The sequence below is a fragment of the Citrobacter meridianamericanus genome (assembly GCF_041320245.1).
In the GTDB taxonomy this organism is placed as follows: domain Bacteria; phylum Pseudomonadota; class Gammaproteobacteria; order Enterobacterales; family Enterobacteriaceae; genus Citrobacter; species Citrobacter meridianamericanus.
In genome coordinates, this window is sequence record NZ_CP101036.1 from 2719691 (window position 1) to 2733594 (window position 13904).

General features: G+C 45.8%; 23 protein-coding genes. 1 reads left to right on the plus strand and 22 read right to left on the minus strand.

The window, feature by feature from the left end:
• Positions 1-272: 272 nt before the first annotated feature.
• From NMD08_RS13065 to NMD08_RS13105, 9 genes are all read right to left on the minus strand, one after another.
• Positions 273-674 (minus strand): hypothetical protein, encoded by a 402-nt coding sequence (locus NMD08_RS13065; protein ID WP_370618231.1) that lies wholly within the window; start codon positions 672-674, stop codon positions 273-275.
• 29 nt (positions 675-703) lie between these two features.
• Entirely contained in the window at positions 704-1792 is a 1089-nt protein-coding gene (locus NMD08_RS13070) for a hypothetical protein (protein ID WP_370618233.1), read from the minus strand.
• Positions 1793-1878: 86 nt separating this feature from the next.
• Positions 1879-2088: a hypothetical protein gene (locus tag NMD08_RS13075; protein ID WP_370618235.1), complete on the minus strand. Its 210-nt coding sequence runs from the start codon at positions 2086-2088 to the stop codon at positions 1879-1881.
• A gap of 58 nt (positions 2089-2146) precedes the next feature.
• On the minus strand, positions 2147-2365 hold the full coding sequence (locus tag NMD08_RS13080) for a hypothetical protein (RefSeq protein WP_370618237.1): 219 nt from the start codon (positions 2363-2365) through the stop codon (positions 2147-2149).
• Positions 2366-2368: 3 nt separating this feature from the next.
• The gene (locus NMD08_RS13085; RefSeq protein ID WP_370618239.1) at positions 2369-2605 is read right to left on the minus strand and encodes a hypothetical protein; all 237 of its coding nucleotides are present in this window, start codon (positions 2603-2605) and stop codon (positions 2369-2371) included.
• Positions 2595-2954, minus strand: coding sequence for a putative zinc ribbon protein (locus NMD08_RS13090; RefSeq protein WP_370618241.1), 360 nt, complete (start codon positions 2952-2954; stop codon positions 2595-2597). Before NMD08_RS13090 ends, NMD08_RS13085 begins: the two co-directional genes overlap by 11 nt.
• A 44-nt stretch (positions 2955-2998) precedes the next feature.
• Positions 2999-3394 (minus strand): hypothetical protein, encoded by a 396-nt coding sequence (locus NMD08_RS13095; RefSeq protein ID WP_370618243.1) that lies wholly within the window; start codon positions 3392-3394, stop codon positions 2999-3001.
• 184 nt (positions 3395-3578) lie between these two features.
• Complete coding sequence (locus tag NMD08_RS13100; protein WP_370618245.1) at positions 3579-4511, minus strand: replication initiation factor domain-containing protein; 933 nt, start codon at positions 4509-4511, stop codon at positions 3579-3581.
• A gap of 14 nt (positions 4512-4525) precedes the next feature.
• Positions 4526-4741 carry a hypothetical protein gene (locus tag NMD08_RS13105; protein WP_370618247.1) on the minus strand — a complete coding sequence of 72 codons (216 nt, stop codon included), beginning with the start codon at positions 4739-4741 and terminating at the stop codon, positions 4526-4528.
• 145 nt (positions 4742-4886) lie between these two features.
• On the opposite strand from NMD08_RS13105, the gene NMD08_RS13110 reads away from it, so the two are divergent.
• Complete coding sequence (locus NMD08_RS13110) at positions 4887-5111, plus strand: hypothetical protein (RefSeq protein ID WP_370618249.1); 225 nt, start codon at positions 4887-4889, stop codon at positions 5109-5111.
• Between the two features lie 1089 nt (positions 5112-6200).
• On the opposite strand, the gene NMD08_RS13115 is transcribed toward NMD08_RS13110, so the two are convergent.
• From NMD08_RS13115 to NMD08_RS13175, 13 genes are all read right to left on the minus strand, one after another.
• Entirely contained in the window at positions 6201-6455 is a 255-nt protein-coding gene (locus tag NMD08_RS13115; RefSeq protein ID WP_370618217.1) for a hypothetical protein, read from the minus strand.
• A 10-nt stretch (positions 6456-6465) separates the two neighbouring features.
• Positions 6466-7683 (minus strand): type II secretion system protein GspD, encoded by a 1218-nt coding sequence (locus NMD08_RS13120; RefSeq protein ID WP_370618219.1) that lies wholly within the window; start codon positions 7681-7683, stop codon positions 6466-6468.
• Positions 7680-8489 (minus strand): zonular occludens toxin domain-containing protein, encoded by an 810-nt coding sequence (locus NMD08_RS13125; RefSeq protein ID WP_370618251.1) that lies wholly within the window; start codon positions 8487-8489, stop codon positions 7680-7682. The genes NMD08_RS13120 and NMD08_RS13125 overlap by 4 nt, the downstream gene beginning before the upstream one ends.
• Positions 8490-8491: 2 nt before the next feature.
• Positions 8492-8746 (minus strand): zonular occludens toxin domain-containing protein, encoded by a 255-nt coding sequence (locus NMD08_RS13130; protein WP_370618253.1) that lies wholly within the window; start codon positions 8744-8746, stop codon positions 8492-8494.
• Positions 8747-8755: 9 nt separating this feature from the next.
• Positions 8756-9046, minus strand: coding sequence for a DUF2523 family protein (locus NMD08_RS13135; protein WP_370618223.1), 291 nt, complete (start codon positions 9044-9046; stop codon positions 8756-8758).
• A 10-nt stretch (positions 9047-9056) separates the two neighbouring features.
• The gene (locus tag NMD08_RS13140) at positions 9057-9404 is read right to left on the minus strand and encodes a hypothetical protein (protein ID WP_370618225.1); all 348 of its coding nucleotides are present in this window, start codon (positions 9402-9404) and stop codon (positions 9057-9059) included.
• A complete protein-coding gene (locus NMD08_RS13145) occupies positions 9404-9634 on the minus strand; it encodes a hypothetical protein (RefSeq protein WP_370618227.1) in 231 nt (76 codons plus the stop codon). The genes NMD08_RS13140 and NMD08_RS13145 overlap by 1 nt, the downstream gene beginning before the upstream one ends.
• The gene (locus NMD08_RS13150; protein ID WP_370618229.1) at positions 9634-10629 is read right to left on the minus strand and encodes a hypothetical protein; all 996 of its coding nucleotides are present in this window, start codon (positions 10627-10629) and stop codon (positions 9634-9636) included. The genes NMD08_RS13145 and NMD08_RS13150 overlap by 1 nt, the downstream gene beginning before the upstream one ends.
• Positions 10630-11219: 590 nt before the next feature.
• Positions 11220-12740, minus strand: coding sequence for a hypothetical protein (locus NMD08_RS13155; RefSeq protein WP_370618255.1), 1521 nt, complete (start codon positions 12738-12740; stop codon positions 11220-11222).
• A gap of 87 nt (positions 12741-12827) precedes the next feature.
• Positions 12828-13037, minus strand: coding sequence for a hypothetical protein (locus NMD08_RS13160; RefSeq protein WP_370618235.1), 210 nt, complete (start codon positions 13035-13037; stop codon positions 12828-12830).
• Between the two features lie 58 nt (positions 13038-13095).
• Entirely contained in the window at positions 13096-13314 is a 219-nt protein-coding gene (locus NMD08_RS13165; RefSeq protein WP_370618237.1) for a hypothetical protein, read from the minus strand.
• Between the two features lie 3 nt (positions 13315-13317).
• Positions 13318-13554 carry a hypothetical protein gene (locus tag NMD08_RS13170; protein WP_370618239.1) on the minus strand — a complete coding sequence of 79 codons (237 nt, stop codon included), beginning with the start codon at positions 13552-13554 and terminating at the stop codon, positions 13318-13320.
• Positions 13544-13903 carry a putative zinc ribbon protein gene (locus NMD08_RS13175; protein ID WP_370618241.1) on the minus strand — a complete coding sequence of 120 codons (360 nt, stop codon included), beginning with the start codon at positions 13901-13903 and terminating at the stop codon, positions 13544-13546. Before NMD08_RS13175 ends, NMD08_RS13170 begins: the two co-directional genes overlap by 11 nt.
• Position 13904 lies beyond the last annotated feature (1 nt).

Below are 13904 nucleotides of genomic sequence, written 5' to 3' on the forward strand. Positions count from 1 at the left end.
TGTTTTATCCCTGCCTGAAAGAAAAAGAAAAAACAAACGGCATGAATGTCCTGTCCACTTTTACCCCCTTCGCCTGACGACAATAAAAAGCGCCAGCATCGACCATCCTGTCATGAAAAATAAGGATATGAGCGGCGCGATGTTATTCATTATTTTGCAGTGATTTTCCAGAATAAAACGTTTACCCAGGTATTCAATATTAACCTCAAAAACCGGACACTGTGCCGCGCGTGAGCGCAGGCTTATATCATGCATAAACGGGAGGATATTTGTTATCGGTGCAAGAATAACATCCATCGGCAGCGGCGCAGGTAAAACGGGGGCTGTATATTGGGGTCAGTCCCGAAATCCAGTTCGGGCACCTGCTCAATATACGTGTTAGACACATACTGATTAAGCGTAATATTGTAGACAGGCATATCCCAGTAACCCGTTTTACTCACAGGCTCCAGCAGGTCAGCCACGGATAAATTAAGATTTCTGGCGGTCATCACCTCAGCAACCGTTGCCGATGAAATCGCCACTGACGGGCTGTAAGGGAGTCCGGCATAGCCTGGACGTAAAGACGCCGCCGCCCATGCAGTGTTAAGCATTGAGGCCACCTGAGCCGCCGTTAAAGGGGCGCGCGCCAGTTCTGCCATGACCTGGGGTTGTGTATGCAGCGGTGACGTCACCACCGCCCCCATGCCTGTCGTGTTCTCCTTTACCGCAAGCGACGATGAAGGGAAACGTCCTGCGACGTAAAAAAATAGCCAGGTGATTCCTGTTTATTATTTTTTATTACTGACGACTGTAAAATATATTCATTATTTTTATCACGATAATAAGTATCAACCCTGTATTTATTATTAAAAATAAGTGGCGGAATGGAAACAGAAAGAGATGAAACATAAGGCAGGGACACAATCGAACCGTTAATATTATACTGACCTCTCGCGTCAGAATGAGTAACAGACTTAAACAAATCAGGAAAATAAAAATCATCGACGTGCAAGGGAGTGTAGATTTCCTTTATATTACTGGCGGGATAACGTTCACCACCCGTAACGCAATGTGCACACACGCGAAGAAAATACGCATAATCACTGACCGCCCGCGCATGGACCTGATTAATGGTTTCCGCACGTCCCGCGATGTATAAATCAAGTAAGTTGTCAGCCGTGTTTGCCGTGGCATAGCCGTATTTATTGGGATTAAAGCTGTTATCAAAACCCGATGAAGAAATATTATAAACTCCGGTGGGAGCCGGAGACATTACCGCATCAGTGGATACGGTCGGATAGTAAGCCGGACTCAACGGCGGTATTAAGACAGGAACAGGATTTACCCTGGACGGCGCACCATAGAGAGCCTCAGCACCTGAAATTTTCGGGGATAATGCAGCCAGTTCTGCCGGAGATGTAACATTCACAATTTTCCCCTGATACGTTTCCACATTAAACGCCGAAGGATTTATAACCCCCATCGCCACAGCCGTGGCACCCACCGCAGGAATACGCCCCTCAGCACGCAGGTTATTACCCACAGTTTCCGCAAAAGTTACCCTGTCTAATTCGTTATTCATTCCGCGAATAGTCTCACCCAGAACAACCGTGGTGATAACGCCCGTTGCAACCGACGCCGCAGTAGAGACCGCCATGACCTCGACAACAGAAGATGTGGCAAGCGGAACGGCAGCAAGAAGGAAAGGTAAAATGGCATGAGAAGGCCGTGGAAAGGAAAACGTCAGCAGAAAGATAATAAGAAAATAAACCGCTACCCTTTCAGGCCAATAATAACGACGTAAGCGCATAACAGCCCCCACAGAAAAAAGCACGTGCCAGATATCACCCATAAATAAAAGGGGAAAGGTTGCCCCTTCCCCGCTCCTGTTAATAATTAAGCCGCTTTGAGGAAACTAATCAGTTTTTTAACACCATTGACAACAACATACAGCCCCGCAACCACGCCACCCACAGCCATAATTGCAGCAATGACCGAAGCATAATCAACGGATCCTGAAATAGGCGTAAAATCAACCGTGGTTCCCGCCGCAAAAGCCTGAGCCGACAGGATGGAAAACAAAATCGCAACAAAATATTTAGACATAATAAAATCCTCTTTGACTTAAATTAAAAGAAACAGAAAGAACAATAACACTTACAGTTTACCCCTCCTTGATTAATTTAATAATAACCCCCGCACAATGGGAGACAAGCCATAACGACATGACCGTGGAAAAGGAAAGAATAAAATAAGGCGCTGAGTCAGCATAATCAGGCGCTGACAATGACAGACTGACAGGAATACTTGCCACATCAACAGATACGGTCTGGCAGACTTTATCAGCCACATTACAAATTGTTCCCGTCAGTTCATTAGCCATAATTTACTTCCCTTTGACAAACATCACCCTGAAATCATCGACAGAAATCTCTACTGCTTTAATATTTCTGTATATCGAATGTTTAGTAATACAAACTTTATTATGAATAGAATATGGTGATAAAAATACAAAACCAGCGTCAATATTAATCCTTGCATAGAAAGAATAAACAAAAACCTGATATCCATTACTGGATGCATAAGCAATTAACTGGCGAAATAAATCATTTTCATGATTCATAGTCAACCCCAACGCAATAAACATGATTACCACAACGGGGACAAATGCGCTGACCTGAAAACTCAATATTACAGGCAACGCAGCGATACTTAACCGGACGCGAATAACCCGTATTATCCGTCAGATGGCTAACAGCCAGCTCTATGGCAGACGTCAGGCCAATGGCGAAAACCGGAGCCGGACGGCAGGCAGAACGGCGCAGTTCAGACCGCTGCTGATGCCCTGCCAGTTCAGCGACAGACTTTTTATAATATTTACGGATAAACGGCGAATCCGGATCAAACGAATTAATATCGCAGAAGCGCGCATAATCCAGCGGGTCAGAAATACCGGGATATGACTTAATCATCACAATTACCCCACGTCAGAAGAGGCCCCGAAGGGCCGAACAAATCAGGATTTAACAGACTGCTTTTCAATAGCAGAGGGTTTGGCATCAAGCGGAACACGGCTGAAATTACCATAGCCAGCAAGTTCAAAACCGCCAAGAACACTTTTACCATCACCACGACCACGGGCAGAACGTTTAAATCGGGGGATGATATAAATAAAATCATAGCCCTTAGAGCGTGCCAGCTTATATTCACTTTGAAGATAAAGTGTCAGTTTGCCGCAATCATCCTCCGGAACCTCTTCAGCAATAAAGCCATAACCTGTGGAACGGTCATTGCTTTCATAATCTGTAAGCGTATTCACACGACACATTAAACGAGATTCACCCGTTTTTTTGTCAGTCCAGGGAATAACATCAGCACCAATACAAATAATAGCATCAGAAAAATCAGACATATCAATCACCTTTAATTTAATTACATAAAATTCAGACTGACCAGAACAATAAGTAAGCCACTTACACTAAGCCTTTATCAGAACGGTATCGGGCTGCTTTTTAAAAACTGGTCACGGACTATATATTCATAACTTTCATTTATCGGCATTCTTATACTGTCATCGTCAATATGCTCACCTCTTATTACGGTTTTGATAAATACGTCCACGTTGCCGCCCAGAACATGCAGAACGGCAGCGAGCTTTTTGAACACTGAGTACGAAGCCATTTCACCTCTGAATCAAAGGAACTCAAAGCCTTACGTGTGTCAGACAGCGACGGACGGAACGGATTTATTTTGCGGGGTTCAGCCGGATTAAGCTGGGCTGCATAATCACAAAGCCCCGTAAAATACCCCCGAATATCAAGCAGAATATCAACAGAAACATCTTTTAATTCAGCCTCAGAACGATTCCAGATTAAATCAAGACCAAGTTCCAGAGCCTTATTATAAATTCGCCAGTAAAGCAATGATTTACGACTACCTATCTTTAGTGATTCTTCATCACCTATTGTGTATTTATAGCCTTTTTTACTGTCTATACGGCGACCCCTTCCACGATAGAACGCATCATTTTTAAAGTCACTGTAAGCATGTTCTACCGTGAATACACCATCGAAATCATCCACACATAAATCAAGACGAGCCAGCTTCACCACACCAATATGAGTAAACCATTTATGAAGGTGTTCAGGTGATGTACCAGAAAATACATGCTGACACCCCTTCCCGTTAATCTGTATAAATACAGTCCCTTCATTGCCACCAACATAAAGACATCCTAATTCCTGGCGATTAGTGTCGTTATAGGCATATAACGGCGCATGATCCTTATAATTATAAAGGCCATATCCACGAAATACACCGAGATGTAAACCGAACTCAGCAGCCAGCCAGCGCCTAATCATTTCAATCCGGGCATCCAAAACCATACGATTATAGTTTTGAAGTTGGGCATCAAGAGCCTTGCGAGCCTGACGAAAATCACCGCCAAAATCTTCATTAGGGAATGTATAACCATCTACAAACTCGTCAAATGATTCTTCAATGTCACGGTTACTCAGAGGGCACCACATACGGGTTTTCGGATCTATAACGTCAGTAAAAAAGTATCACGCGCCAGAACATGACTACGGTAGGACGGGAGAATACCGAACTTGCGCCATTCTGCCTGATCAGGAAAGGTCACAAAATCTTTTACCGCCGAGGAATGCAGGACAAACGCCAGCCAGTCGATATTGACGGGACGATCATCAGAACGATCCACAGCTACCGCACTGATGTTGAGATCCTTTTCATTCTTCATAGCCACCCTCAAAACATGAAACATGCAACATGAAACATTTGCGGCAAACATACACAAATAATATGTAACATGTCAACCAGTAGCAGACGGGGAAGCGAATTGACCGTTAGACTAAGCGCTAAAACGAAACGTCAGGAGTTTACTTATGAGTGAATCAATAAAGGCAACGGTTAGACTTAAAAAACAAGAAGCTATAGAGCTTAAAGACAAAGCCTATGCATTAACCAGAAAGGCAATAATGAGCGGAAAGCACATTGTGCATACAGAATCAGATATAGTTCACTTTGCAATAGAAAACACATTAAAAAACATAGATATAAATGAAGATGGGCAACTGGTATTAAAACCAGATAACAAAAAAAACGCATAATGTGAAGTGCATCACAATACGTTTGAGTAGTAACGATGAATGACCCGCCTCATGCACACAGCTAAATCCAGTCGTTTTATCCCCCTGAAAACCTGACCAAAAAACGAGCAATTGCGGACGGATCCGCATTGTTCCGTTGAATTAACCCCCGTATTACATAGCGGGGGTTTTCATCGCGCCGTCATTATCGGGTTATCCAGGAGAGCAAGCGGCAGCGTCCCCTCCTCATACTTGCGGGGGAGCGCTGCGCGCTCGCCTCCTTTTCTGTCATTCCGGCAGCGATGACAAAACCCGCTTTGCAGAGAGGGGCGCGAACTGCCGTACATGGCCAGCATCATTGAACGGGAAATACAGCACCAGTGTGCCACCGAGCCGAACAGCAAAACCCCGCGCAATACTGCGCGGTGGGTATCGCTGGCGCTCCCATGCCCTGACGGGCATCAGCAGGTGGAAGATCTAAATGGATCGAGGGGACATTTGAATTTAGCGGTGAAGCGGACATTTCAAAACAGCCAGCCGAGGTGCGCACAATGCAGCCTATGCTAAATCGGCGCGGGCGCCTTAGCCGACGCGGTCGCTCGGCTGCGCAGATTCAACATAAGCTGCATCCACATTATGCGCACCACGGCTTATGTATGCCTGATATGGGAAAAATGAGCGCCGGTCATTCTGGTCAACAAATCCACCCCTCGTGAATAAAATCAGGTTCCGACGCTCATTTTTGTTCAGAAATTTTCAACGGACGATTTTGCAGCCCGTTTTCGCTAAGTTGATGATATTCATGAAATGGCGCCGCGCCGGTGATTCAGCTGCAGCGCAGTTGTCCACGAAATTTTTAACGCCAGTTGCACAAAAAAACTGAATCTCATTTTACATCACTTATATTTCTTTCCGTACCTTTCAAACCGTCTTTGCCTTATCCAGCACGACAAAGGATCTGCGCCAGGCTCAAGCCACCACGGACGAAAAATAAGTATCAGCATATATAAAACCAAAACGATACACGCTATCCAACAAAACGCTTCGAACCCCATCATTCACTCTCCTTGAGTTACGTTAAAATTTTTACGTATTATCCCGCCTGTTACGTCATTTTTTCACGTAACCGCACAGGCCACCACCGACGAACGCCGCGCACTGGAGACAATGAAACCAGAAAGAAAGCAGATAGCAAACCGTCAGAAGAAACACCAGTGTAATAGCAACAAAACAATAGGACAGCATCACATCACCCACTAACCATGATTGCAAAATCAGCATGATAAGCCCCCAAAATGAAAGAACCAGAATCTCAATAAAACCAAGCCATAAAAGAGAATCTAAAATCTCTGCTTTCTTAATCATATTAACCCCCTTACGCTTTTGTCGTGTGAACCTGCAACACAATCAGAATATCGGTTTTTGACTTCTCATCTGACGACGACATAAACGCTTTCGGCAGGAACGAAAAACCCGTTTTCGCGTCGCTGTCTTTTGTCTCTGCCAGGCCGCCTAATACGATAATGTCGCCCGACTTAACCGACACGAACGTGGACACTTCGCGCTTGAGCAATGTTGGTGAATCATTCACGCCCGTATCCGTTTTCACAAAGTTGCTCAGTTGCTGACTGATTTTGATATCCGTCACCGCGCCGCGCACGTCCGGTTTAACATCGAGGATCACACCCGCATTACGATACTCAATCGACTGATAAGACGAGTTCTGATTGCGATCGACACCGCCGAGGACAGGCACTTCCTGACCGACAGAAAATTGCGCCGAATAGCCGGACTTCACCCGCAGCCGTGGCGAACTGACCACGTGAAAACGGCTGTCAGTGCGGAACAACTCATACAGCGCATCAAGCGACGAACTACCGATACGAATAAAGTTTTCATAACCGCCCGTCAGATTACCGGTACTGATGGTCACTTTCCCGTTAAGCAGTTTGGCGGCAAGCGCGAGGCCGGAGCCGTTCCGCTCATTGGTCTGCACTTCAAACACATAGCCCGCAACATAAACCTCATCGCCAGCCGTATCGATTGACGGCAAAACCTGCTCCATACGGCGTATGTTTTCCCGCGTACCGTAAAAAACAAGCACGTCCCCTGCTCTGTTGAGATTATCCGAGGCGGTATCCGGCTTAATCTTATCCGGCGAAATATCAAAGTCGCCAACGCCCTGTTTAGCGCTGAAATTCCCCTCCACAAACGTTCTCAGGATCTCAGACAAATAAGACACACTGCGAAAACGGGGCTGATACACAAAGACCTCCCGCCGTGGTTCAGCCGCCGCAGCCGCTTTCACTGGCGCAACATAATCAGTCCCGTTTTTAGAATGGATTTTAATATTCAGGTTGCCAAAATAACGTTCAATAAATGCCCGTTCATCAATTTCCGGCGTGATGCGAAGCGAAACAAGACGCGGATCATTCGCCAGTTCCGGCGCGAGCATATACGGACGGCTGAATACTTCGCTGTAAATCAGGTTAATGGCTTCAGGCAATGCCACCCTGTTAAGTTCCAGTGAAACACCGGCTGCATGCAGACTACCGGAAATCAGTAAAAGCGCTGAAAATATAATCCCTTTCATTTTGATGCCCCTTTTGTTATCTGACCAGACCACACCGTTATTTTTTCGTTATCTATTTCACCGGACATAAACAGCCCGTTAAACGTGAATGAAGTAAGCGGTTCCGTTCTGACTCTCCCGTCAGTATTAATCAGCACAATAAAGCCAATATTATTTTTCACTAACCGCCCGCCGATACGCCAGTCAGCTGAAACCACAGGGCGCGGAGGCGGTGGCGGCGTGGGTGGCACCTGCGAAACCCCGCCCGCAGCCGCTGTTGTCTGGGTGACAGCAGCATCAGCCGTTTCTGATGGTGAAGATGCCAGCGAAAAGAATTTAATGGTGTAATAAACACCAAAGCATATAAAGGCCAGCGGTAATAAAATATAGAGAAAAACAAATTTAGGTTGTAATACGGATTCCCGCTTATCAACCGTTTGTTCATTACCGTTCACGCCATCATAGGATTTATAAAGCGGGAATATCTCCTTTTTATAACTGCACTGATAGGACTGAATACGGCTTGATTTTGTCAGCCTGACCCCTTCAAACACATCAACCCGATAACGCTTTGATAACCCCAGCGCCGTGAGTTTTGTCATTCTGAACGTCTTGGATGTACGGTCCTTAATAAAACGAGCCACCGTCGCCAGTGACTGATTCATAAAAACAAAGTCACAGGAAATCCCCGTTTCAGCGTCAGTAAAATGACGATGCTCTGCAAAAAACGAACGATGTTCATTACAGATAGCCGAATCTTTATCCCATAAACGGTGTATTTCATCGGCGATAATTAAATCACCTGGCTTACAGAACGTGTCAGCCACAGCTAAACCATCACGGCCTTTATACGGGAAAAATCCCGCTTTTTCATGGCATCATCATCAACAACAATCAGTATCCCAAGCGCGTCACGGTCAGCCCTGAGTACATCCACGCAATAATCATACACAACGTCAGGCACGACACCGATAATGTTCGTAATGACCCGCCGCCCCGACAGAACGGCAGGCAACAGCACGTTAGCGACACACTCATACGACTTGCCGGAACCCGGTATGCCGATATAACCAGAAATTGCCATAACGCCCCCTTAATGCCCGACAACGGGTATCATCCCAATAATGAAGCGTGTCACCAGGGCGGAAAACACCACGGATAAGCCAAACGGTAATTGTGAGAGGTTGATAAAATACCAGGCAGTATCCGGTAACTGGTCAAAGAGTGAAATCAGGTTTGTGGACTCCGGCAGCAGCTTACTCACCACGCCCATAATTTCAGATATCAGGAAGGTTAACGCTCCAAAGATAATGGCCTTCATGGTGGCCTGTTTTAACACCCAGCCCAGCAGATAATTAATTGCAGAAACAAGAATACGGTACATAAAACACTCCTTATCGGACCAGAATAATGAGGCCCAGCATGGTCCAGCAAATAACAAAGAACAGGGCAATTAACTTTTTATTGTTCTCAGCCAGGATACAGAATGAATCCATCGAATAACTTTTATCGTAAAACGGGATATTAATTACCGGACACTGGACGGCATGAGTCGTTAACTCAAATTTCTGTAAAAACGGCATCACTGACGTAATCGGGGAAAGAATTTTATCGATAGTCCCGCCATCATCAAGGTCCGGCGACTGGATGCCAGGATCAGGACCAAAATCCACTTTGACCGATTCCTGTTTAGAGGCCATTTCATGACTGATATAGGCGTTCTGCGTGTCATCCCACTGCATTAAATGAATGGCATCCCCTTTACAGGCGTGAATAAATCCGCTGCGGTCGGGTTCAGGGAACGCTCATTCATCACCTGTGAAACCACCGCAGACGTGACAGACAAAGACGATGTGTAAGGTACGCCGCTGTAACCCTCATCCGCCGCCGCAGCCGCCCATGCGTTATTGAGCAGTAATGAAAACGCAGAGGCCAGCAGAGCAGTACGCCGCATTGACGCAGAGTAAGACATTAATAACGTGGCGTCCCCCTCAAAGGGAGAGCGGACAACATGACGCACCTCAGCAGGAAAATATAAAGGGGCATTAATACTGACAGTCTGCTTTCCCGATAAGGGGAAAATCCAAAAGACCTTTCGTCAGTCAGGGACGAACCGGAAACAGTACAGACACTCTTTCCGGTATAACCCGCCTCAAACTCATAAGAACTGTTCAGATAAACAGACTCACCATTAACACTGTAATCACTGTATCTTCCTTTCGGCGTCAGGGTTTTAGTGTTATCCAGCGTCAGCGTACACCCCGAATATTTCGGCGTCCCGTCACTGTCATAGGTATTCATCATAATGTTTTCATACTCAGCATGGCGCTGATAAATAATCTTATACGCCGCATCAGCATACAGGCCGGAATAAAAATCAACCACGCCCTGTGCCGTATCGGCAACGATATACCCGTTTTTATAACGGAGGGAATAAACATCCGCGCCCGCACTTTCTGCTATGCGGGCCACGCCCTTACTTTCAAACGTGTCAGAAACGATTTTCATACTGAATAACGGTAAAGGATTAAGCGATGACGCCTCCCCGTATTCACCCTCATAATACGTTCCGTCAGGCAGCGAGGAAACCCATGTTACTGACGCCGGATATTTTGAATACTCAGAGCTTAAATCATCCGCATTAAACATATTTATATTCACCACCCTGGCATTCAGGAATAAGTTTGCATATGACACCCCGTTCAGGCGGGAATATCGGGAGGGATTCAGGTTCAGGGATAACTTTTCGGACGCCCGTTTTATCGTTTGGGCATACGCATCAGGCGCGAGCACAGTGTCCTCTTTACCCTGGTAATATTTCACAGCCTGGGTAAGGGAAACGGAAAATGACACTGACAATAATTCATCTATCACGCCGGACGAATCCAGTATATTTCCATTCAGTAATGGCTCTGCTGTCGCCGAAAACGTCAGGCACAGCGGGATAACCGCATACAGTCTGTTCACTTTAACCCCCAAAGATAAAGGCCAGGACAACACCCGCGCCCTGAACATTTTCATTTGCTGGCAGCATTTTATTTACCGTCCGTGTGTCAGGCCGGAAAGAACAGGCCAGAACTGACCTTAAACGCGTAAGTGCCACTCTCACCCTCAGTACACTTACGCTTCCTCGTTCACTAACTCGCGTCGCTCGGGACGTGAACTGCGGCGAGCGTTGCATTCTCACGCGTAATTTAATGTTGCGTAATTGCCTTAAAAAAGGAGGCCAGACAGCACCGGAGCCGGAAAGAAAAAACCGCCTGGCAAGGAAATGATTTTTACCCCGTGTTTTATCCCTGCCTGAAAGAAAAAGAAAAACAAACGGCATGAATGTCCTGTCCACTTTTACCCCCTTCGCCTGACGACAATAAAAAGCGCCAGCATCGACCATCCTGTCATGAAAAATAAGGATATGAGCGGCGCGATGTTATTCATTATTTTGCAGTGATTTTCCAGAATAAAACGTTTACCCAGGTATTCAATATTAACCTCAAAAACCGGACACTGTGCCGCGCGTGAGCGCAGGCTTATATCATGCATAAACGGGAGGATATTTGTTATCGGTGCAAGAATAACATCCATCGGCAGCGGCGCAGGTAAAACGGGGGCTGTATATTGGGGTCAGTCCCGAAATCCAGTTCGGGCACCTGCTCAATATACGTGTTAGACACATACTGATTAAGCGTAATATTGTAGACAGGCATATCCCAGTAACCCGTTTTACTCACAGGCTCCAGCAGGTCAGCCACGGATAAATTAAGATTTCTGGCGGTCATCACCTCAGCAACCGTTGCCGATGAAATCGCCACTGACGGGCTGTAAGGGAGTCCGGCATAGCCTGGACGTAAAGACGCCGCCGCCCATGCAGTGTTAAGCATTGAGGCCACCTGAGCCGCCGTTAAAGGGGCGCGCGCCAGTTCTGCCATGACCTGGGGTTGTGTATGCAGCGGTGACGTCACCACCGCCCCCATGCCTGTCGTGTTCTCCTTTACCGCAAGCGACGATGAAGGGGAAACGTCCTGCGACGTAAAAAAATAGCCAGGTGATTCCTGTTTATTATTTTTTATTACTGACGACTGTAAAATATATTCATTATTTTTATCACGATAATAAGTATCAACCCTGTATTTATTATTAAAAATAAGTGGCGGAATGGAAACAGAAAGAGATGAAACATAAGGCAGGGACACAATCGAACCGTTAATATTATACTGACCTCTCGCGTCAGAATGAGTAACAGACTTAAACAAATCAGGAAAATAAAAATCATCGACGTGCAAGGGAGTGTAGATTTCCTTTATATTACTGGCGGGATAACGTTCACCACCCGTAACGCAATGTGCACACACGCGAAGAAAATACGCATAATCACTGACCGCCCGCGCATGGACCTGATTAATGGTTTCCGCACGTCCCGCGATGTATAAATCAAGTAAGTTGTCAGCCGTGTTTGCCGTGGCATAGCCGTATTTATTGGGATTAAAGCTGTTATCAAAACCCGATGAAGAAATATTATAAACTCCGGTGGGAGCCGGAGACATTACCGCATCAGTGGATACGGTCGGATAGTAAGCCGGACTCAACGGCGGTATTAAGACAGGAACAGGATTTACCCTGGACGGCGCACCATAGAGAGCCTCAGCACCTGAAATTTTCGGGGATAATGCAGCCAGTTCTGCCGGAGATGTAACATTCACAATTTTCCCCTGATACGTTTCCACATTAAACGCCGAAGGATTTATAACCCCCATCGCCACAGCCGTGGCACCCACCGCAGGAATACGCCCCTCAGCACGCAGGTTATTACCCACAGTTTCCGCAAAAGTTACCCTGTCTAATTCGTTATTCATTCCGCGAATAGTCTCACCCAGAACAACCGTGGTGATAACGCCCGTTGCAACCGACGCCGCAGTAGAGACCGCCATGACCTCGACAACAGAAGATGTGGCAAGCGGAACGGCAGCAAGAAGGAAAGGTAAAATGGCATGAGAAGGCCGTGGAAAGGAAAACGTCAGCAGAAAGATAATAAGAAAATAAACCGCTACCCTTTCAGGCCAATAATAACGACGTAAGCGCATAACAGCCCCCACAGAAAAAAAGCACGTGCCAGATATCACCCATAAATAAAAGGGGAAAGGTTGCCCCTTCCCCGCTCCTGTTAATAATTAAGCCGCTTTGAGGAAACTAATCAGTTTTTTAACACCATTGACAACAACATACAGCCCCGCAACCACGCCACCCACAGCCATAATTGCAGCAATGACCGAAGCATAATCAACGGATCCTGAAATAGGCGTAAAATCAACCGTGGTTCCCGCCGCAAAAGCCTGAGCCGACAGGATGGAAAACAAAATCGCAACAAAATATTTAGACATAATAAAATCCTCTTTGACTTAAATTAAAAGAAACAGAAAGAACAATAACACTTACAGTTTACCCCTCCTTGATTAATTTAATAATAACCCCCGCACAATGGGAGACAAGCCATAACGACATGACCGTGGAAAAGGAAAGAATAAAATAAGGCGCTGAGTCAGCATAATCAGGCGCTGACAATGACAGACTGACAGGAATACTTGCCACATCAACAGATACGGTCTGGCAGACTTTATCAGCCACATTACAAATTGTTCCCGTCAGTTCATTAGCCATAATTTACTTCCCTTTGACAAACATCACCCTGAAATCATCGACAGAAATCTCTACTGCTTTAATATTTCTGTATATCGAATGTTTAGTAATACAAACTTTATTATGAATAGAATATGGTGATAAAAATACAAAACCAGCGTCAATATTAATCCTTGCATAGAAAGAATAAACAAAAACCTGATATCCATTACTGGATGCATAAGCAATTAACTGGCGAAATAAATCATTTTCATGATTCATAGTCAACCCCAACGCAATAAACATGATTACCACAACGGGGACAAATGCGCTGACCTGAAAACTCAATATTACAGGCAACGCAGCGATACTTAACCGGACGCGAATAACCCGTATTATCCGTCAGATGGCTAACAGCCAGCTCTATGGCAGACGTCAGGCCAATGGCGAAAACCGGAGCCGGACGGCAGGCAGAACGGCGCAGTTCAGACCGCTGCTGATGCCCTGCCAGTTCAGCGACAGACTTTTTATAATATTTACGGATAAACGGCGAATCCGGATCAAACGAATTAATATCGCAGAAGCGCGCATAATCCAGCGGGTCAGAAATACCGGGATATGACTTAATCATC